Origin of the sequence: Clostridium yunnanense (assembly GCF_016595795.1) — a bacterium.
Taxonomy (GTDB): domain Bacteria; phylum Bacillota; class Clostridia; order Clostridiales; family Clostridiaceae; genus Clostridium_AR; species Clostridium_AR yunnanense.
In genome coordinates, this window is the sequence record NZ_JAENHN010000071.1 from 122,488 (window position 1) to 144,207 (window position 21,720).

General features: G+C 32.2%; 20 protein-coding genes and 1 riboswitch. Of the genes, 16 read left to right on the forward strand and 4 right to left on the reverse strand.

Going from position 1 to position 21,720, the window contains the following annotated elements:
• Positions 1–12: 12 nt before the first annotated feature.
• From JHL18_RS25505 to JHL18_RS25515, 3 genes are all read left to right on the forward strand, one after another.
• Positions 13–1,320: an ABC transporter permease gene (locus JHL18_RS25505; protein ID WP_200274582.1), complete on the forward strand. Its 1,308-nt coding sequence runs from the start codon at positions 13–15 to the stop codon at positions 1,318–1,320.
• A 220-nt stretch (positions 1,321–1,540) separates the two neighbouring features.
• Positions 1,541–2,254, forward strand: coding sequence for a response regulator transcription factor (locus tag JHL18_RS25510; RefSeq protein ID WP_200274583.1), 714 nt, complete (start codon positions 1,541–1,543; stop codon positions 2,252–2,254).
• Positions 2,255–3,712 carry a HAMP domain-containing sensor histidine kinase gene (locus JHL18_RS25515; protein WP_200274585.1) on the forward strand — a complete coding sequence of 486 codons (1,458 nt, stop codon included), beginning with the start codon at positions 2,255–2,257 and terminating at the stop codon, positions 3,710–3,712.
• Between the two features lie 95 nt (positions 3,713–3,807).
• Here the strand turns inward: JHL18_RS25515 and fba are convergent, their stop codons facing one another.
• The 3 genes from fba to JHL18_RS25530 form a co-directional block, all read right to left on the reverse strand.
• The gene (gene fba / locus JHL18_RS25520; RefSeq protein ID WP_200274587.1) at positions 3,808–4,674 is read right to left on the reverse strand and encodes a class II fructose-1,6-bisphosphate aldolase; all 867 of its coding nucleotides are present in this window, start codon (positions 4,672–4,674) and stop codon (positions 3,808–3,810) included.
• Positions 4,675–4,808: 134 nt separating this feature from the next.
• On the reverse strand, positions 4,809–5,189 hold the full coding sequence (locus JHL18_RS25525; protein ID WP_200274589.1) for a DUF4363 family protein: 381 nt from the start codon (positions 5,187–5,189) through the stop codon (positions 4,809–4,811).
• Positions 5,186–5,887, reverse strand: a complete 702-nt coding sequence (locus JHL18_RS25530) for a YetF domain-containing protein (RefSeq protein ID WP_200274591.1) — start codon at positions 5,885–5,887, stop codon at positions 5,186–5,188. The genes JHL18_RS25525 and JHL18_RS25530 overlap by 4 nt, the downstream gene beginning before the upstream one ends.
• Before the next feature lie 191 nt (positions 5,888–6,078).
• Between JHL18_RS25530 and JHL18_RS25535 the strand changes: the two genes are divergently transcribed.
• The 13 genes from JHL18_RS25535 to JHL18_RS25595 all read left to right on the forward strand — a co-directional run bounded on the left by JHL18_RS25535 (position 6,079) and on the right by JHL18_RS25595 (position 20,910).
• Positions 6,079–7,734 carry a nucleoside kinase gene (locus JHL18_RS25535; protein ID WP_200274592.1) on the forward strand — a complete coding sequence of 552 codons (1,656 nt, stop codon included), beginning with the start codon at positions 6,079–6,081 and terminating at the stop codon, positions 7,732–7,734.
• Between the two features lie 22 nt (positions 7,735–7,756).
• Positions 7,757–8,431: an L-serine ammonia-lyase, iron-sulfur-dependent subunit beta gene (sdaAB, locus tag JHL18_RS25540; RefSeq protein WP_200274593.1), complete on the forward strand. Its 675-nt coding sequence runs from the start codon at positions 7,757–7,759 to the stop codon at positions 8,429–8,431.
• Positions 8,432–8,469: 38 nt separating this feature from the next.
• Complete coding sequence (sdaAA, locus tag JHL18_RS25545; RefSeq protein ID WP_200274594.1) at positions 8,470–9,345, forward strand: L-serine ammonia-lyase, iron-sulfur-dependent, subunit alpha; 876 nt, start codon at positions 8,470–8,472, stop codon at positions 9,343–9,345.
• Between the two features lie 114 nt (positions 9,346–9,459).
• Positions 9,460–9,569, forward strand: a riboswitch (TPP riboswitch).
• A gap of 163 nt (positions 9,570–9,732) precedes the next feature.
• Entirely contained in the window at positions 9,733–10,260 is a 528-nt protein-coding gene (thiW, locus tag JHL18_RS25550; protein WP_243278168.1) for an energy coupling factor transporter S component ThiW, read from the forward strand.
• 3 nt (positions 10,261–10,263) lie between these two features.
• A complete protein-coding gene (gene thiD, locus JHL18_RS25555) occupies positions 10,264–11,073 on the forward strand; it encodes a bifunctional hydroxymethylpyrimidine kinase/phosphomethylpyrimidine kinase (RefSeq protein WP_200274627.1) in 810 nt (269 codons plus the stop codon).
• A gap of 266 nt (positions 11,074–11,339) precedes the next feature.
• On the forward strand, positions 11,340–13,121 hold the full coding sequence (recQ, locus tag JHL18_RS25560) for a DNA helicase RecQ (RefSeq protein ID WP_200274595.1): 1,782 nt from the start codon (positions 11,340–11,342) through the stop codon (positions 13,119–13,121).
• 443 nt (positions 13,122–13,564) lie between these two features.
• The gene (locus tag JHL18_RS25565) at positions 13,565–14,458 is read left to right on the forward strand and encodes an ROK family protein (protein WP_200274596.1); all 894 of its coding nucleotides are present in this window, start codon (positions 13,565–13,567) and stop codon (positions 14,456–14,458) included.
• A 323-nt stretch (positions 14,459–14,781) separates the two neighbouring features.
• Positions 14,782–16,704 (forward strand): PrkA family serine protein kinase, encoded by a 1,923-nt coding sequence (locus JHL18_RS25570; RefSeq protein ID WP_200274597.1) that lies wholly within the window; start codon positions 14,782–14,784, stop codon positions 16,702–16,704.
• Positions 16,705–16,708: 4 nt separating this feature from the next.
• Entirely contained in the window at positions 16,709–17,884 is a 1,176-nt protein-coding gene (gene yhbH / locus JHL18_RS25575) for a sporulation protein YhbH (protein ID WP_200274598.1), read from the forward strand.
• A complete protein-coding gene (locus JHL18_RS25580) occupies positions 17,884–19,254 on the forward strand; it encodes a SpoVR family protein (protein WP_200274599.1) in 1,371 nt (456 codons plus the stop codon). Before yhbH ends, JHL18_RS25580 begins: the two co-directional genes overlap by 1 nt.
• 198 nt (positions 19,255–19,452) lie before the next feature.
• Positions 19,453–19,995, forward strand: a complete 543-nt coding sequence (locus JHL18_RS25585) for a rubrerythrin family protein (RefSeq protein WP_200274600.1) — start codon at positions 19,453–19,455, stop codon at positions 19,993–19,995.
• Positions 19,996–20,007: 12 nt separating this feature from the next.
• Positions 20,008–20,196 carry a hypothetical protein gene (locus JHL18_RS25590; protein WP_200274601.1) on the forward strand — a complete coding sequence of 63 codons (189 nt, stop codon included), beginning with the start codon at positions 20,008–20,010 and terminating at the stop codon, positions 20,194–20,196.
• Between the two features lie 135 nt (positions 20,197–20,331).
• Complete coding sequence (locus JHL18_RS25595; RefSeq protein WP_200274602.1) at positions 20,332–20,910, forward strand: hypothetical protein; 579 nt, start codon at positions 20,332–20,334, stop codon at positions 20,908–20,910.
• 35 nt (positions 20,911–20,945) lie between these two features.
• Here the strand turns inward: JHL18_RS25595 and pssA are convergent, their stop codons facing one another.
• Positions 20,946–21,467, reverse strand: a complete 522-nt coding sequence (pssA, locus tag JHL18_RS25600; protein WP_200274603.1) for a CDP-diacylglycerol--serine O-phosphatidyltransferase — start codon at positions 21,465–21,467, stop codon at positions 20,946–20,948.
• Positions 21,468–21,720: the final 253 nt, after the last annotated feature.

Sequence of the window (21,720 nt, forward strand, 5' to 3'; positions counted from 1 at the left end):
GAGGAAAGATAAATGAAACTATCAGATGGTTTTTCAATGGCAGTAAATGATATAAGAAAAAGAAAGATAAGAACTGTTTTAACTGTAGTAGCTTTATCCGTAGGAAGTTTTTTAATGGTTACTATGATGGGGGTAGGAGATTCTATAAATAAAGGAGCTTCTAATCTATTTTTAAGTTTTGGAGATACGAAGCAGATTGGTGTACAACCAGAGAAATATGATAAGGCATCTTCTCCGATAAATGTTACCGTGAATACAGGAACAAGTAGTACCTCAACTACTCCTGAAAAGAAAGAAGATAAGTTTAAGAAAATTGATAAAGATGCATTAACAAAAATGTCAAAGCTAGATGGAGTGGATAAGCTTTATGCCTATCTCAACTCACAAATAACTGCTGTTGATATTGAAGGAAACAGTAGTATAAAGAAGAAGAGCACAAATATAGTGGGAGTATCTTTTGATTTTGATTATAAAACAGACGATAACGTAGCTTATGGTAGTGAGCTTTCTGGGAAAAATGATGATATTATTGTTGGTGAAAAGTACCTAAGTAAGATAGGAATAACAGATTATCAATCAGTTATAGGTAAAAAAATAACACTAAAAGTTGAGTTCCCTAAGATCAATGGAGTTGAGATTAAGAAACCTTATTCTATTGATGGAAAGATTGTTGGTATAGCTAAAGGTAAAAGTGATTTTGGAAATGAAATCTTAACCTCTGATTACCTAGTAAATAAAATTCAAGGGTATTATGAAGATAAAGATAACTACTTAAGTGAAAAAGGGTATTCAGGTGTAGCTCTGAAGGCTAAGAATGAAGACAGTGTAAAGCCTATCACAGATAAGGTTAGAAAAGATTTAGGTTATTCTGCGTCTAACATGGTAGAGATGCTAGATATGGTAAATTCTATGACTAAGGTTGTAAAGAGTATACTTTCGGTAGCTGGTATTATCGTACTTTTAGTTGCAAGTTTAGGACTTATAAATACCATGACAATGACCATTCAAGAAAAGAAAAAATCCATTGGAGTTATGAAGGCTGTGGGAGCTTCAAAGAATCAAATACGTTATATATTTATATTTCAATGTTTAGTTTTAGGACTACTAGGAGGCCTTGTTGGATGCTTATCATCCTCAGCTGCAATATATGGAATAAACTTATATATGAAGTCAGTATCTAGTACATTAACCTTAACTTTAAATATTAATAATGTTTTAATAGCACTTGGAGTATCAGTTGTTGTAGCCTTCTTTGCGGGTATAATACCAGCAGGTAGGGCTGCAAAGTTAAATGTAGTTGAGATACTAAGTTATGAGTAATAGGAAGTCTATTTAAAATAATCCAATGACAACTTGTGGATAAAAGCATAATTTTATCTGAAAAGATTATAATAAATTATAGATATTTTGCTTCACCTTTAGGTGGAGCAAATTTTTCTTGTGCCTAAGACCTCATTAAATTATAATATTTCTTATAACTAGAAAAAAATGTATAGTAGTAATTAAATTACATTACTATAAAGCTAATTTGGGGGTATTTATGGCAAAGAACATATTAATTGCTGATGATGAAGTTGAGATAGTTGAATTGGTTGAACTTTATCTTGAGAAGGAAGACTACAACATAATAAAATGTTTCAACGGAATAGATGCATGGAATATCATGTGTGAAAAAAATATTGATTTGGCCATATTCGATATAATGATGCCTGGTATTGATGGATATCAGCTTATAAAAAAGGCCAGGGAAAAACTTAATATCCCAATAATATTGATATCTGCAAAAAGTGATTTTAGTGATAAGATACTAGGATTAGGACTAGGCGCAGATGATTATGTAACTAAACCATTCAATCCACTTGAACTAATTGCTAGAGTTCAAGCACAACTTAGAAGGTATTACCTTTTAAAAGGGGATAGTAATAATGGGCTGAAGGCTGAAAGAATAGTGTATGGGGATATTGAACTTGATGAAGGAAGCTGCGAGGCTTTTAAAGGTGGAAAGCTTTTAGAGCTTACTTCAACTGAATACAAAATACTTAGTCTTTTTATAAAAAATATTGATAAGGTATTTACTAAGAAACAAATATTTGAAACTGTATGGGAAGAAGTATACTACGGTGATGACAATACAATAATGGTTCATATAAGTAATCTTAGAGATAAGATTGAAGATAATCCTAAAAAACCAGAATATCTAAAGACTGTGAGAGGATTAGGGTACAAGTTTACTGGAAAGTCAAAGGTGGACTAGATGAAAACAATTAAGAGGAAAAGAAAACCTAAGAGTATATACCTAAAAATAATGCTAGGATATTTTATATTTGGAGTTGTAACCATAGTTCTTCTTTTTACTCTTATAATAGCACTTGCTTTTTTTACACTATTTTCAGCAAGAAGACATAATGAAAATGATTTTCCAAAGTCTACAGCAAAGGCTATTGTATGCAGTGATTACAAAAATATTGATTCTACTTACATAGAAAAAAGTGGTGGATGGGTAGAGATACTAAATGATAATAAAGTTGTTTTTGTAAAAGGAGAAAAGAAGGATAATATAAATGAATATACGGAAGAACAGCTTATTAACTATACTTCCACAGATCTGAAGTCAAGCTTTGATTTTAACAGAGTAACATACTCAGCAGCAGCTTTTAAAGGGCAGGATGGGAAAAGCTATATCTGTCTTGTTAAGTTTCCACCGAAAAGTGGTGATATGACCTTTGGAGGGCAACTGAGTGGCTCTCCGCTTGAAAAGGAAATAGAGATGTTTACAACTTCGATCTTTAGTGGCGCAGCTCTTATACTTTTAATTATAATGTTTATACTTAGTAAAATAGTTGCGAAGCAAATAAGCAATCCAATTAAACATATAGTGAAAGGTATACAAACAATAAGTACTGGTGAATATGATTATAGAATTAAGTGTAAGGCGGATAGTGAGCTTGCTATGATAAGAGATGCACTTAATGACATGTCTAAAAGAATACAAGAGGCAGAGGCTGAGAAAAAACTTGCAGAGGAAAGTAAGCGAATGATTATAGCTGATATCTCTCATGATTTAAAAACACCAATAACTTCTATTCAGGGCTATGCAAGAGCTTTAAATGATGGACTTGTTGTAGATGAAGAAAAAAAGAAAAAGTACTTAAATTATATATATGAAAAATCTAATAGGATGAACTACTTAATAGATGAATTATTTACTTTTTCAAAAATGGATGCTCCGTCCTATAAACTTAACCTTATAGAAGGGGATTTAGCTAATTTCTTTAGGGAAAGCATAATAGGATTTATTCCAGACTTTGAAAAGTGCAATTTTAATTATAATGTAGACGTAAGAGAAGAGTATATAAAATATAGCTTTGATAGAGATGAACTGTACCGTGCTATATCAAATATAATAATAAATGCACTGAAGTATAATCCTCCCGGCACATCTTTAAACTTCTTTCTGATAAAAGAAGAAGATAAGATAACTATGTCTATAGAAGATGATGGAATTGGAATATCAGAAGAAGTCAGAAAGACTATCTTTAATGAATTTACGAGAGGAGATAGTGCTAGAAGGTCCGATGGTGGAAGTGGTTTAGGTATGGCTATTACTAAAAAGGTTATAGAACTCCATGGAGGAAATATAGGAATAGAAAGTGAACTCGGACAAGGAACCAAGTTTATAATTAATCTCCCAACTGTGGAGGATGAAAGTTAAGTTTGATTTAGTGCTTAAACACAAAAATAGAATAGTGATTTGGGAAGACAGATATAAAAAACCACTGAAGAAAGACACTTCAGTGGTTTTTTATATTAAGCTTGGTTAACTGAACCGAAAAGTTCCATCTTTTCTTTAACTGTAGCCTTTATAGCTTCGAATCCAGGTCCTAAAACCTTACGTGGGTCAAAGCCTTTTCCTTCTAAATCTTTACCAGCTTCTATATACTTACGAGTAGCTTCAGCAAATGCTAATTGACATTCAGTGTTAACATTGATTTTTGCAACTCCTAAAGATATTGCTTTTTTGATCATTTCTGCAGGTATACCTGTACCACCATGTAGAACTAGTGGAACTTCGCCTGTAGCATCATTGATCTTTTCTAAAGCATCGAAAGCTAAGCCTTTCCAGTTTGAAGGGTATTTTCCGTGGATATTACCAATACCAGCAGCAAGCATTGTTACTCCTAGATCAGATATTTGCTTACATTCGTTAGCATCAGCTATTTCACCAGCACCAACAACTCCATCTTCTTCTCCACCAATTGAACCAACTTCAGCTTCTAATGAAAGACCTTTTTCACTAGTTACTTTTACTAATTCAGTTGTTTTTGCTATATTTTCATCTATTGGATAGTGAGATCCATCAAACATTATTGAAGAGAATCCAGCTTCCATAGCTTTGTAAGATCCTTCGTAGCTACCGTGGTCTAGGTGTAATGCAACTGGAACAGTTATCTTTAAGTCTTCTAATAATCCATTAACCATTCCTACAACAGTCTTATATCCGCCCATGTACTTTCCAGCACCTTCAGATACACCAAGGATTACTGGTGAATTATTTTCTTGAGCAGTTAATAGTATAGCCTTAGTCCATTCTAAGTTGTTGATGTTGAATTGACCAACAGCATATTTTCCATCTCTAGCTTTATTTAACATTTCTTTAGCACTTACTAATGACATGTTTATACCACCTTTCTTCTCTATAAAAATCATATGGTAAGGGACTTATTGAGTCCCAGTGGGACTGTTTATCCCTTTATTACATTATATACTATTATTTTTATATTTTCTACCAGAAAATAATAAAAATAATTTTAAAATATATTTTCTATACTTGGTGTTTGAAGAGCTTTTATTGCTTTAGTAGAATATTTTATAAGATGAATACTTGAGAGAGCTTCGGATTTATCTTTGTATTTACTGTATTGGGATAGCTTTAGAGATTCATTTACAAGGACATCGCCTTCTTGATGATTGATGTAAACAGATAGCGGTTCAAAGCTTGTTTCTATGTACTCTTTAAGATCTACAGCAAGTTTATAGGAATCATCCCAGTTATCTTCTTGTAAGGATTTTTCTAGCACAGTACATTTTTCAGATATAGTATCACATATTTTTATAAGATTACTATGAGAATAAAAGATAAAACCTAATATACATAAAAAAATAAAAAGTGATGTAAGTGTATTTTTCATAAGTCTTCATCTCCAAAATCAATGACATCATCTTTCTTTTGAAGAAAAAATTGTGCATTTGAATCAGTCATAGCTATATATACATCTTTTATGCTTTCTACATTATTTTCTTTCAACATATCTTGAAGCCAATTTGAATCCCTATTTATTCGCTGAAGAGCCTTTTTCTCTAACTTACCATTTATAATCAAAATAACTGGAAGTTTGTCCTCTTCCCCTTCTACTTTTACATCTTCCTTTGTAGCAGGAGATACAGCTTTTTTAGGAATAACTGAAACCTGCCCGTTATTCTCTAAAATCGCATATTGTATGTCCTTGATATTAAAATAACCGCTTAATCTTAGCTCTTCCATAAGGTCATCTACATTTATTCTTTGACTTATAAGTGCCTCAAAGTTTACTTTACCTTCCTTTATAAGGACACAAGGAGTTCCATCAATAACCCTTCTAGCTATCTTGCTTTTTAACTGTATTTCTGATAAAAGGGTTTTTAGCATTAGTAATGTTATTATCGGTATAACTCCTAAAAGCAGCGGTAGCCTAGTATCTTGCATTGGTAATGCAGCAAGATCTGATATCATCATGGTTATTACAAATTCATAAGGTTGAAGTTCACCTATTTGTCTTTTTCCCATAAGTCTCATAACTAAAACTACTACAGAGTAAAGTATTACAGTCCTTATAAGTACTATTAGCAATTAAATCACCTCTCCAAAGTTATAGTTTGTTATACTAGTTTAAATTATTCAAATATTAGGATTTTTTTAAATGTAAAGATGTATAATATTATTAGAAAAATATTATTTTGAAAATTAAATTCAAACTTCTAAGGTAGTGTAAAAATATAAATTAAGTTTTTCATAAAATTGAGAGTTTTAGGAGTGGATACATGATGGTATTGAGACTTGAGATTAATAATCAAATTATCGAAGTGGAAAAGGGAACTACATTTAAGGAACTTGTTAATACTTATTACCAAGGGAATAACGTTCCTATAGTGTTAGGCAAGTTGAACAATAAGTACTATGAGCTTAGTTGCTTCGTAGAAGAGCCAGGTAAGGTGGAGTTTGTAGCTGCTGACGATAGAATTGGAAATAGAGCTTATGCGAGGACCTTACAATTTTTATTTATAAAAGCGACTTTAGACTTATTTCCAGGTGCTAAGATAACAATAGAACATTCTTTGAGTAAGGGTTTATTTGGAGAAGTTCATATGGAGAAGGCTTTGGATGCAGAAGATATCATATTGATTAAAAAGAAAATGGATGAACTTATAGAAAAGGATATTCCAATTAAAACTCTTAAAGTAAAAAAGGAAAAAGCAATAAAGATATTTTCTTCATATGGTATGGAGGATAAGTTAAAACTTCTTAAGAATCTTAAAAATAATGAACTTAGATTATACGAATTAGACGGAAGATATGATTATTTTTATGGTAAATTAGGCTATTCTACGGGAGCTCTTAAGCATTATGAACTTACTTATCATGAACCTGGTTTTTTGCTTAGATTTCCTGAAGAAGGAAAAGGGCTAGAGATTCCTGTTTTTGAACCTCAAGAAAAGCTTGAGAAGATATTTCAAGAAACAGAACAGTGGCTAAATATACTAGATATTGCGGATGTAGGCTCCTTAAATCAAAAAGTTCTTAGAAGGGAATTTGATGAAATAATAAGAGTTTCAGAAGCATTGCATGAAAAAAAGATAGCATATATTGCAGATATGATCCATGATAGAAATGAAGTGAAAATAGTACTTATTGCAGGCCCTTCATCTTCAGGAAAGACAACTTTTGCAAAAAGATTAGCTATACAATTAAGGGTTAATGGACTAATTCCAATACCTATTTCTTTAGATGATTATTTTGTAGATAGAGATAAAACTCAGCTTGATGAAGAGGGAAAACCAGATTTTGAATCAATTTATGCATTAGATTTAGAGCTATTTAATAAGCACTTAAACCTTCTGCTTGAAGGAGAAAAGGTAACTATACCATCCTATAATTTTAAAACTGGAACAAGAGATGAAGAAGGGCATGATATGCAGCTTCCTCAAAATGGGGTTTTAATAATTGAAGGAATACACGGGCTAAATGATATATTGACTTCAACTATACCTGATCACAATAAATTTAAAATTTATATAAGTGCCTTGACACAACTTAACGTAGACAATCATAATAGAATTGCAACAGCAGATGTAAGGAAAATAAGAAGAATTGTAAGGGATTTTCTATCTAGAGGTTATGGTGGAGATGAAACACTGAAAATGTGGCCTTCTATAAAGCGAGGAGAAGAAAGAAATATATTTGTATATCAAGAGCAGGCAGATGTTATGTTTAATTCAACTTTAGTTTATGAATTATCGGTTCTTAAAAACTGCGCTATTGAGGAACTATCCAAAATACATCAAGATAGTGAAGTGTACAATGAAGCTGAAAGGCTTATAGATTTTTTAAAACTTTTTGAAGCTATAGATAGTGATATGGTTCCTGAAAATTCTATACTTAGAGAGTTTATAGGCGGTAGTTGCTTTTATAAATATTGATTTTAAATATGGAGTGTGACAAATGAAAAAATACGGAGCTTTTGATATAATAGGCCCTATTATGGTTGGGCCATCAAGCTCTCATACTGCAGGGGCAGCTAGGCTTGCGAAAGTTGCAGCTGCCATTGCTGGCGAGAGAGTAAAAGAGGTTACATTTCTTCTTCATGGGTCTTTTGGTAAGACTTATAAAGGTCATGGTACTGATAGGGCTTTGGTTGCAGGAATACTTGGAATGGAGCCTAGTGATTTAAGACTTAGAGAATCTATTGAGATAGCTAAGGAAAAAGGAATAAAGATTGAATTCAAGGAAAAATATCTAGGAGAAGTACATCCAAACACAGTAAAGTTTGTAATAAAGGATGAAAATGATAGGATTTCCGAGATAACAGGTTCTTCAATTGGTGGAGGAAGTATTGTAATAACTGAAGTAAATGGCCAGGAAGTTAACTTTACAGGTCAGTATCCTACAGTAATAATATCTCATAGAGATGTTCCAGGAGCAGTATCTAAAGTCTCGTCAATTCTTTATGATTATAGTGTAAACATAGCTTTTATGAGCGTATTCAGAACTACAAAGGGTAAGGCTGCTACAATGATATTTGAAGTAGATAGTTTTCTTACAGAAGATGTTATAAATGAGATAAAAAAGGTAGAAGCTGTTGATAATGTTATAAAGATAAATCCAGTTAAAGCTTAATTATAAATTAATCCTATTAGGGAGGGATATAACAAAAGATGGTTAGGAATGGGGAAGAACTTATTAGTTTATGTAAGAAAAATAATTGGACTATTAGTGAATTTGCAATTCAATCAGAGATGGAGAGAAGTGAGGCTACGAGAGAAGCTATCCTTGATGAAATGATGAAAAGCCTTACGGTTATGATTGAAGCAACTACTGAAGGTTGTGAAAAAGAAGTACATTCAGTAAGTGGTTTGATTGGTGGAGATGGATATAGGCTTCAAAATTATTTAAAGCAAGGGAAGAGTTTAACTGGAGATGTGATGGTATCTGCTATGGCAAAGGCTATATCTTGCGCTGAAGTAAATGCATCTATGGGAAGAATTGTTGCGTGTCCTACAGCTGGTTCTTGTGGAATACTTCCAGCAGTACTTCTTACTGTAGGAGAAAAGTTACAACTATCTAATGAGAAGTTAGTTGAGGGCTTATTTGCAGCAGCTGCTATTGGAAGTATAATAGCTCAAAATGCAACAGTTGCTGGTGCAGAAGGTGGATGTCAGGCGGAATGTGGTGCAGCGGCAGCAATGAGTGCAGCTGCAGTTGTGGAACTCATGGGAGGAACACCTGAAATGAGCTTAGATGCTGCTGCTATAGTTATAAAGAACATACTTGGACTCGTATGTGACCCTATAGCTGGACTTGTTGAAGTTCCTTGTGCAAAGAGAAACTTCGCAGGGGCAGTGAGTGCTTTAACTACTGCTGACCTAGTTATGGCAGGAGTAAATTCAAAAATACCTTTTGATGATACTGTTGATGCTATGTATAGAGTAGGTAAGAGTCTGCCAAGTGAACTTAGAGAGACAGCCCAAGGTGGATTAGCCGTTACTAAGACTGGTATAGAACTTAAGAAAAAAGTCTTTGGTGATCAGTAGGGAAAGTTGATAAAAGTGATTTGAAATTAATGGTTAGGATAGGTTTGACATTGATGAAAACAGTGACAACCTATAGCTTTTATGTTAAGATAATTTATATTAAAAATAAATAATAATCTGTGCTAGGGGGGCTGGTTATGCCGGCTGAGATAGAGAACGATATTCTCTGACTCTTAACACCTGAACTGGTTAAAGCCAGCGTAGGGAAGCAACAATAATTTTGTTAATTAGTGCAGCTTTCTAGGCTGCACTTTTTTGGCTGTCTAGGAAAGTATAAAATTTTTCAGTTAGCTAAACCTAGATATTTCAATTACGATAAGAATTTTAAATAGGCTAAAAACAGAATTTATAACACTTCTTCACAGATTACAAGAAGGAGATCTTTTTATGAAACAGAGTAGTGCTAACACAAAAAACAATCAGAGTATGGTCTATAAGTTAACCCTAAGTGGTTTATTTATAGCTTTTGGTACAGTTACAGGATCGGTTTTTTATATACCTTTTTTAGGTGGAAAGATGTTTCCGGTTCAGCATTTTTTAAATGTAGTTGCAGCAGTGGTGCTTGGACCTTTCTACGGAGTAGCTAATGCTTTTTGCATCTCACTGCTAAGAAATATTTTAGGGACAGGTTCAATACTTGCATTTCCAGGAAGTATGGTTGGAGCTTTTTTAGCAGGAATAGTTTATAAGAAGTTTAAAAATATATATCTTACAGCTTTAGGCGAGTTCATAGGAACAGGGATAATAGGAGCTTTGATAGCATACCCAATGGCTACAATGGTCTTAGGTAAAAAGGTAGCTGCTTTTGCATATGTTTTCCCGTTCTCATTAAGCTGTGCTGGAGGAGCAATTCTTGCAGTAATATTATTATCAGTACCAGTTATAAAAAAAGTTATCAAAAGGGAGGCTTTATAAATGATAAGAAAAGCACTTACAATAGCAGGTTCAGATACTTGTGGAGGAGCTGGAATTCAAGCAGATATAAAATCATTTTCAGCTAATGGAGTTTATGGAATGAGTGTTATAACTGCAATAACAGTTCAAAATACTCAAGGTGTTTTCGGTATACAAGATGTTAATCCAGATATAATAGAGAAGCAAATAGAAGCTATATTCGATGATATTGAAGTTGATGCTATAAAAATAGGAATGGTATCCAAAATAGAATCAATTAATGCAATAGCATCGGCTTTAAAAAAGATAAATAAATTGCCACCGGTAATTTTAGATCCAGTAATGGTTTCAAAAAGTGGCTTTAAGCTTCTTTCTGAGGATGCAAAAGAAACCCTTATAAAAGAGTTATTTCCGCTTGCAGAGGTTATTACACCAAATATACCAGAGGCAGAAGAAATATTAGGATATCAAATAACAAACTTTGAAGAAATGTATAAGGCTGCAAAAGATTTAAAAGAGTTAGGACCTAGATATGTTCTTGTAAAAGGTGGACATCTTGAAGGAGATGCTATAGATTCTTTGTTTGATGGAGAAAGACTCATAAGCTTTAAACAGGAAAGAATAAATACAAAAAATACACATGGTACTGGATGTACATTATCTTCAGCTATAGCAGCTAATGTTGCAAAGGGCATGAGTATGGTTGAAGCGGTAGATGAAGCTAAAAAATATATTACAGTAGCTATTGAACACAGCATAGAGCTTGGTAAAGGGGTAGGTCCGACTAATCATTTTTACGAGCTTTATAAAAAATCTGGGTTTGATGTTGAATAAAAATATTTAATTCTAGTTGCTCGCTCATATAGCATCTCCTGTATAACCAATTAATTTCAATAGTACTAGTAAATATTTAAAATTTAAGAAAAGTATAAGATAAATAATACAAGTCAATAATTAAAGATGATATGAATCAGTTTATTTACAATTAAGCTGATTCATTTTTATTTTAATATAAATCTATACAATTATTTTCTTATAGAAATTGGATTGTATAAAAAGTATAATTAAAGATATAAATGTGACGAGAGCAGAGGTGTCAAATGGACAATTCACTAAAGGTATTAAAGAAAGTATTTGGTTTTTCTAGTTTTAGAGAAGGACAAAGAGAAATAATACAAACCATATTAAGTGGAAGAGATGTATTTGCTGTTATGCCTACCGGTGGTGGAAAGTCTGTTTGTTATCAGATACCAGCAGTTTTAATGGGGGGGATAACTCTAGTAATATCGCCTCTTATTTCTTTAATGAAAGATCAAGTAGATAGTATAAATAATGTAGGAATAAATGCTGCCTTCATAAATAGCACTATAAATAAAAATGAAATCGTTGAAATAATAGAGGATGCTCTTATAGGAAAATACAAGCTCATATATATTGCTCCAGAAAGATTAGAGTTAGATTATTGCGTTAAGCTTATAAGAAGTTTAAACATATCTCAGGTTGCAGTTGATGAGGCTCATTGCGTATCTCAGTGGGGACACGATTTTAGGCAAAGCTATAGATTTATATTGCCCTTTGTAAATTCATTATCAAAAAGGCCTGTAATAACTGCTTTTACCGCTACTGCCACTGAAGAAGTTAGAGCAGATAGTATGAAGCTTTTAGGACTTAACAATCCATATGTACATATAAGCAGTTTTAATAGAGATAATTTATCAATGAATATCCATAAAGAAGTAGATAAACTGGAATTCGTTAAAGATATAATAAGAGAACATGAGGATCAATCAGGGATAATATATTGCTCAAGAAGAAAAGATGTTGATGGACTTTATGAATATCTAAGAGAAAGAGGGTACAGCACTGCAAAGTATCATGGAGGTTTAAAAGACGAAGAAAAGGAATTTTTCCAAGATGAGTTTCTTTTTGATAGGAAAGATATTATGATAGCAACCAATGCCTTTGGAATGGGCATAGATAAGTCAAATGTCAGATATATTGTTCATTTCTCTTTACCTAAAAATATAGAAAACTACTACCAAGAGATCGGAAGAGGGGGAAGAGATGGCGAAAAGTGTCAATGCCATTTACTGTATTCAAGAGAGGATATACCTTCTTTAGAGTATATGATAAATACCTCCACTTTATTAAATCGAAGAGAAATTGAACTTAGAAAGCTTCAAGCAATGGTTGATTTTTGTGAGTCACATAATTGCTACAGGCATTTTATATTACAATACTTTGGAGAAAGCGATATAAAAGAATACTGTAATAATTGCTCTAATTGCCTAAGTAATGACGAACTTAGAGATATAACTGTGGAAGCACAAAAGATTCTTTCTTGTGTTTATAGAACTAAAGAACGTTATGGAATATCTGTGATGGTAGATATACTTAGAGGGTATTCAGGCCCTAAGATACTAGACAACAAATTAAATGAACTTTCAACTTACGGTATTATGAAAGAATATAGTACAAAGTTTATTAAAGATATAGTACAAACTTTAATAGATGAGGGCTTTGTAGATAAAAAAGAAGGTACTTATTCTATGCTGAAGCTTAATAAAAAGTCTGTAGATATTCTTAAGGGCAAAGAAAAGGTAATGGCGAAGCTTAAAGATACTAATGATGATACTGTTCTAGATGAAGAACTATTTAAAAAGCTAAGAATACTTAGACGTGATTTATCTCAAAGTGAAAATGTAAAACCATACATAATATTCTCTGATTCTACTTTAATACAGATTGCTAACTTAAGGCCACAAACAAAAGAGGAGCTTAAAGAGATACGTGGTGTAGGAGAGAAAAAGATTGATAGATATGGTGAACGAGTTCTTAGGGTAGTTCATAATCATATTTTGATGAAAAGCAAAGTTAATTAGTTAATTTCAATAAGCTTATTAAGCACAAGAAAGATTATAACAATATAAAATTTTATAAATATATAGTTATATCAAGGTTTTGAAAGGTCATTGCGTTAAAAAATATATTATAAGTTGTTGTTAATGAATGAGTACATCTATATGAATACAAAAATCAAAGACTAAAAATAAAAAAATAGGTCTTTGATTTTTTTGATTTTTCTATCATAATAAATATATACAAGTTAAAATCTTAAATAAATTTTGGTGTGTCAAAATGCTTTGGTGTGTGTGTAAATTTAATCATCACTTCTCCGATACTTTAATGAAGTTCGGTGATAGTAATGCCTAAATTTAAATAATATTAAAAAGGATTTAAGTTTTTAGTAGCAAGCTAAAAAGTATACTGTAAATATGAAGAAATATACCTTGATATGGTAATGTTTACAATGGAGGAGATTTTTATGAGTAAGTATGTGGTTATTGACGTTGGAGGATCAGCAATAAAGTATTCTATTATGGATGGTGAGGGTGTTTCTTATGAAAAAGGGAGTATTCCTACACCTAAGAGTGGGATAAATGAGTTCATTGAAGTAGTGGGAAATCTAGTAGAAGGTTTTAAGAACAGTTATGAAATTAGTGGATTAGCTTGTAGTATGCCAGGAGCAGTAGAACCAAAAAGCGGAATTATTTATGGTGCTAGTGCTGTAGATTATATACATGGTCCTAATATAAAAGAATTGCTTTCACAAAGAACAGGCTTAAGAGTATCCATTGAAAATGATGCTAATTGTGCTGGGCTTGCTGAAGGCTGGCTTGGGGCAGCGAAGGACTGCGAAAACTTTATGTGTGTAGTAATAGGAACAGGTATTGGCGGTTGTATTATAGTTAATAAAAAGATTCTTAGAGGGAAAAATCTCCATGGAGGAGAATTTGGATTTATGCTTGTTGATTACAGTGATGAGATAGAAGGGCATACTTGGAGTAATAATGCATCAACTTTTGGGTTAGTAAAAAAAGTTGCTGAAGCAAAGAATTTAAATGTAGATGAACTAAATGGTAAAAAAGTTTTTGAAATGGCTGAAAGTGGAGACGAGGACGTAAAGAATATCATAGATAAATGGTATAACTATTTAGTAAGAGGAATATTTAATCTAAAATATATCATAGACCCAGAAAAAATATTAATTGGTGGTGCTATAAGTAGTAGGTCAGATTTCTATGATACCGTAAATGAAAAACTTAGTAAAATGAAAAGTTATTATGCAAAGTTAGATATTGCTGTAGAAAAATGTGCTTTTGAAAATGATTCTAACTTAATAGGTGCTTTATACAATTTCTTGTACTGTGATAACTAAAATGAATTTTACTGTATAAAAGAGTATAAGATATCTATATGGATTAAACATAGATATTCAAATAGTTTTATAAGATTAAGAAGCTAGAAAGTTTTTATAACTTAATAGCTTTTTTTCTTTTAAATATAAAGTCTTCTAAATTTACAAATATAAAACTAAATTTTTTAAAACACGCTAAGAAAAGATAGTTTTAGTAGTACTAGTCTAGGTTTGATAAAAGTATGCACGATAAAAATAATTCTTATTTAACAAATATTCAAATCAGATTAGTCATAGATGGTTTGTCCCTCTGAATATATTTTTATAAAAGGAGGGAGATGTATATGGATTTTAAGCAATTTATTGAGAGTGATAGAGAAAAACATAATAAGCATAAGTTTAAGGGGACATTTCTAGATTATCTGGAAATAGTAAAGGAAAACCCAGATGTAGCAAAGTTGGCGCACAAGAGAGTCTATGACATCATAGTTGATAAGGGTGTAAAGATATTAAAACCTGAAGAGAACGCAAGGGTTAGAAAAATATATGGCAATGAAATGATAAAAAGGTATAACTTTTTTGAAAATGACTTCTTCGGAATAGATAAGATATTGATGAAGCTTGTTAATTATTTTTATTCAGCTTCAATGAAGGGAGAAGAAGCTAGGCAGGTGCTTTATTTAGTAGGACCAGTTGGAGCAGGAAAGTCATCATTGGTTGAAGCTTTAAAGAAGGCTTTAGAAATGGCAGATCCAATATATGCTATCGAAGGTTGCCCTATGCATGAAGAACCACTTCACCTTATTCCAAAGCATCTTAGACCTCAGTTTGAAGAATCGCTTGGAGTTCAAATAGAAGGAGATCTTTGTCCTGTATGCAGATATAGACTAATGAATGAGTTTAATGGAAGATATGAGGACTTTCCAGTAGAAACAAAAGGGTTCTCAATCAGATCAAGAAAGGGTATAGGTGTAGTTCCTCCTGTAGATCCAAATAATCAAGATACATCAATTTTAACTGGTGCAGTTGATATATCTAAGATGGATATGTACCCTGAGGATGATCCAAGAATATTCTCACTTAATGGAGCATTTAATGTAGGTAATAGAGGTCTTGTTGAATTTATAGAAGTATTCAAAAATGACGTTGAATATCTTCATACAATAATTACAGCAACTCAAGAAAAATCAGTTCCATCACCTGGAAAAGGATCTATGATATACTTTGATGGCCTTATAATAGCTCACTCAAATGAGGCTGAGTGGAACAAATTTAAATCAGATCATACTAATGAAGCGATACTTGATAGAATAGTAAAGATTGAAGTTCCATATTGTATGGAGTTAAGCGAGGAAAAGAAAATATATGAGAAGATAATAAAGAAGAGTAACTTTAACGCTCATATAGCTCCTCATACCCTAGAAATTGCGGCAATGTTTGCAATTCTTTCTAGATTAGCTCCATCAGCAAAGGTAGATCCAATAACTAAGCTTAAGATATACAACGGTGAAGATATCGTAGAAAAAGGTTCTACAAAGAGATTAGATCTGTTAGAACTTAAGGAAGAAGCAGGTCCTAATGAAGGAATGAAAGGAATATCAACTAGATTTATAATTAAAGCTATTGATAATGCTCTTTCAAGTTCTGAATATCCATGTATAAATCCTTTGAGTATTATGGAAAACATAATAAAGTCAGTTAAGGATTTAGATACTTCACAGGAAGATAAGAAAAAGTATCTTGGTTTTATACAGGATACATTAAGAAAGGAATATAATAAAATACTTGAAAAAGAAATAACTAAGGCGTTTATACATTCATTTAGAGAGCAAGCTGAGAGTTTATTTAACAACTATATAGATAATGCAGAAGCATATGTTAATAAAACTAAGCTTAAAGATAATTCTACTGGAGAAGAGTTAAATCCAGATGAAAGCTTTATGAGAAGTATAGAAGAGCAGATTGGTATTTCAGAAAGTTCAGCTAAAGGATTTAGATCTGATGTAACTTCATATATGTTCTATGTTGTGAGAAATGGTGGTCATATAGATTATACTGCTTACGAACCTTTGAAGGAAGCTATAGAGAAAAAGCTTACAGCTTCAGTTAAGGATCTTTCTAGAATCATAACTAAATCTAGAGTTAGAGATAAGGAACAGGATGAGAAGTATAATGCTATGGTAGAAGAAATGAAGGAAAATGGATATTGCCCACATTGCTGCGATGTTATATTAAAATACGCTGCAAACAATTTGTGGAAGGATTGATAATATGGCAATCTTCAGAGACCATGCTGAAAATCCTGTTGAACATGATAGAGCAATAGAAGATAGAAGAAGACATCGGCAATTAGTTGAAAAATCTATAAAGGAAAATCTCGGAGATGTACTTTCTGAGGAAAGTATAATTGGAGAATCAAAAAATAAGAAATTTAAGATTCCTATAAGAGGGATAAAAGAGTATCAATTTGTGTACGGAAACAATAATGGCGGGGTAGCAAATGGTACTGGTGAAGAGAAAAGAGGAGATAAGGTAGGTAAAGCTTCAGAGCAAGGGGGCAATGGCCCCGGCTCTGCTGGCAACCAAGAGGGTGAAGATGTATATGAAACTGAAATAACTCTAGAAGAGTTATTAGATTATATAGTAGAAGATCTTGACCTTCCTAACCTAGATAGAAAAAAATATTCTGAGATAATCGTAGAAAGCTCTGGTCGTAAGAGAGGCTATCAAAGATATGGAATAAATCCAAGGCTTGCTAAAAAGAAGACTGTAATGGCCAAGATTGCTAGAAAGCAAGGAAAGAAAAGAGCATTAGCTGAAATTGGAAAAGGCGAAGAAATTGAAAGATTTCCATTTAGAGAAGAAGACATGAGATATTATAAGGTTAAGAAAAAACCTAAAAAAGAGAGTAACGCAGTTATGCTTTTTATAATGGACGTATCTGGTTCAATGGATAATTCTAAGAAGTTCCTTGCAAGATCTTTCTTCTTTGTATTATCTAGGTTTATTAGAAGAAAGTATAATAATATAGCTTTTGAATTTATATCTCATACTACTTTGTCTAAGGTTGTTAATGAGTATGAATTTTTCCACAAGGCTGAATCTGGTGGAACCTATATATCTTCAGGACTTAATAAAGCCTTAGAGGTTATAAGGGAAAAGTATCCTCCAGATATGTGGAATATATACCCTTTCTATGCTTCAGATGGAGATAACTGGAGTGAAGACAATGAGAGAGCAATAAAAGCAGTAAATGATCTATGTGAGATAAGTAATCTATTTGGTTATGCAGAACTGTTGCCTTCTACTTACTCTACAACTATGTACTATAGGTTCTTAAAGGAAATAAAAAAGAAAAATTTTGCAATGGTTGTTGTGAAAGAAAAGAAAGACCTATGGAACGCATTGAAATACATGCTGTCTAAGGAGCTTAAGGAGGAAGGGTGATGGATTATACAGTTAAAGACTTAGAACGATGGAATGTAATAATAGAGGATATGGCTAAAGAAGTTGGTCTTGACTTTTATCCTCAAGAATTTGAAATAATAGGTTACAATGAAATGTTAAGCTACGAAGCTTATGTAGGAATGCCATCAAGATATCCTCATTGGAGCTACGGGAAATCCTATGAAAAAAATAAAACTTTATATAATCTAAATCTTACTGGATTGCCTTATGAGATGGTAATAAACTCTAATCCAAGTTTAGCATATCTTATGAAGGATAACACTTTGCTTCTTCAAATTCTAACAATGGCTCATGTATATGGACATAATGACTTTTTTAAGAATAACAGATTGTTTAAGGAAGGTACTGATGCAGACAATACCTTAGAGATGTTCAAGTTAGATGCGGAGACTGTGAGACGATATATTAATAATCCAAGCATAGGATATCAGAGAGTTGAAAGGGTATTAGATGCAGCTCATGCAATAAGATATCAGATTAGCCGTGTTATCGGCGAGAAAAAGATATCACAGAGTGACCAAAGGAGAAGACTTATAGAGGATTATTCACGAAAAGTTGAAAGCAGAGGAATCTTAGATAGTAATGATCCTATTGAGGAGCCGAATTTATCAAAAATTCCTTTAAGTCCAGAAGATGATTTGCTACAGTTCATAATAGATTATGGTGATTTGGAAGATTGGGAGAAGAGTCTTTTAACTATAGTAAGAAGAGAAACGTTATACTTCTTACCACAGATTGAAACAAAAACAATGAATGAAGGATGGGCGAGTTTTTGGCATTATAATATACTAAAGAAGCTCAATCTTCCTCAGGAATTGCATTTTGAATTCTTAAAAAGACATAATGATGTAGTTGCTCCGATGCTAGGAGGTTTAAATCCTTATTATATTGGATTTAGGGTTCTTGAGGATATCGAAAAGAGATATGGCAGAGATAAGATTTTTGAGGTTAGAGCTATAGAGAGAGATAATTCGTTTTTAAGAAAATATCTTACTGAAGAATTATGTGCTGAACTTAATTTGTTCCAATATGCTAAAAAAGGCTTTGATTATGTAGTTGATGAAGTAGCTGACGAGTCAGGATGGAAAAAAATAAGAGATACTATAGCGTCTAACACTGGGGTCGGAAGTATACCGTATATAAGAGTTATAGATTTGAATAGAAGAGATAATACTCTTACTTTAGAGCATGTATTTGATGGTAGAGAGTTAGATATAGGTTACGCAAAAGAAACTTTAAAGTATGTCCAAGAATTATGGGGTTATAAAGTTGTATTGGTTACTAAGACCAAAGAAATGCAGGATATATCCATAGTTTGTGATGAAACAAAAAAGATAATTACAAAATAAGAAATCGCGGGAAACCGCGATTTTTTTACTGTAAAGAAAGATATAAAATTTTTATGCTGATTAAACCGAGATATTTCAATGCTTTCAGAGGGGCGCTTCAGCGACTTTTTATAGCTTTACTCTAACAGAAGTATAGTTGGTAACAATTGTAATATGTTTGAATATATTAATGTGTGTAGTATTTTTAGGAGAATTTTTATGAAAATAAAGGATAGTGAAACCTTAAAGAATTTGCTAAAAACCTTCGCAGGAGAGTCGAGAGCAAGAAATAAATACAATCTATATGCTGAAAAAGCAAGGCAAGAAGGATTTGTATGGATAGGCCAAGTTTTTGATTTAACTGCGTCAAATGAATATACTCATGCAAGAGAGGTATGGGCAAAGTATTTAAGTATGGTGAAATCAACAGAAGAAAATCTGTTGGATGCAATGGAAGGTGAAGGGGAAGAAACTGATAAAATCTATAAGGAATTTGAAGAAGTAGCTAGAAAAGAAGGTTTCGAAGCTATTGCAGATTTTTATAAAGAACTTAGAGAGGTAGAAGAAAGTCATAGAGAAAGATTTAAAGATATATATGAAAAGGTAAGATGTGGAGCGGTATTTAAATCTAGTACTGAATCAGTTTGGAGATGTATGAATTGCGGCTATATTTATGAAGGAAAACAAGTTCCAGAAGTATGTCCTTTATGTAAGTTTCCTAGAGCATATTTTGAACCACTTACAGAATGTAAAGATAAATAGGAGGAAAATACCATGAAATTTTCTTATGCAGATGAATACTTTTTTCCAGTTGTAATGAAAAATATAGAATTGTTTGATTTTGTTGACAATGAGACAGAAGAAGAACTCTTAAGAAAGAAGAAAGATGAAGATCTATTCAATGAACTTTTTAGGGCTGTAGATGATGAGTTTATAGATGAATTATTGCGAAGTAACATATAAAATGTATTGGCTTGTTCTTTATTGAGCAAGCTAATATATTTTTGTAGAAGGCACTATAAAGTTGACGTTTTTTGTAAGGAATTAAATAATAGATAGATTAATATATTGTTATGATAGCAATAATAGGGTGATTGAATGGAAAGCTATAAAGAGTTATTTGATTCATATTTTATTGAGGTAAATAATTTAACTGATCTCTTAACAAAATACGTTAATTCATATAGATTGCTTATAGGTGGTGCAGGTGAGCTAAATGGAATTGCACTTGCTAGAAAAAAGGAAGTAAGAGATGCTATAAAAAGGGCTAATCAGCTTGGTGATATTATAGATGTACTACTTAATGTTATTCAAAGTGTTGAGTGCTGCTATCTTGATTACATACGAATCAAAGCAGATGTAATTGCGTTAAAAACTGCTCAAAAATCTATAATACTAACAGAGATAGATAATGAGTTGCTATTCCAAAATTCAAGCGGAGGTCCTGGTCAAAATGGTCCTGGAGGAAGGCAGCCTATTCATCCGCCCAATACAAGAAAGAGGCGTAAAAAGAAAAAAGACGAAAAAGACGATGAGTGTGAAGATCATGATGAAAATAGAGATGATGAGAATGACAACTGCGAACCTTGTGATGATAAGGATACGGAGCATGAAGAGGGGAATTTTGAAGAACATCATGAGGATGAAAATGATCATAAGGATTTTGAACATGATTAAAGGACCTAAAAGGTCCTCTAATCTGTAAGCTTATATTAAAGTTTTTTAAGTTTAAAATTCGATACCATTAGATAAGAGAAAATTAAAAGTAATATTATAGGTAAAGCCATTGGTACAGTATATCTTGTTGTTATCAGAGCGAATATAGCCATTAAGCTACCTGCTATTGTTATTGGAACGCCTCTAAAAACACCATCAAATTCAGCTAAGTTATATCTAGCGAGTCTAAAAGCTCCACAAATAGGGAATATAATAAGCACACAATATCCTAGTAAACCTTTTGGGCCAAAGCTGTTGAAGCTGAATTGTGAGTAAATTAATATAGAAGGAGCTACACCGAAAGATACTAAATCTGCTAAAGAATCTAGTTCTTTACCTAGCTCACTAGATACATTAAGAAAACGAGCAACTCTTCCATCATATCTATCAATAAGTGCAGCTATAATTACGAATATTGCTGCTAAAAAATAATCCTCATTTAGCGTTGCAAGTATTGAGAATACTCCAAAAGATAAGTTTGCAAATGTAAATAAATTAGGTATACTACTTTTTCTCATATAATCACTCCTAGTAAAATAAATATAATTCCATCATCAATAAATAATTATAACTCATTTTTAATAAAAGTATAAGAGGTAAAATCTCATATATTCATCATTAAATGTAGATATTTAATGATTTTTACTTGTTTTACTAATAAAATGCCATTTGGACACTGCGTAAATCTATAATAATCTTGAAATTGGCTATAATATATTATGATATATTAAAAATTTAGATAAAGCTACTTTTAAAATATAAATTATATAA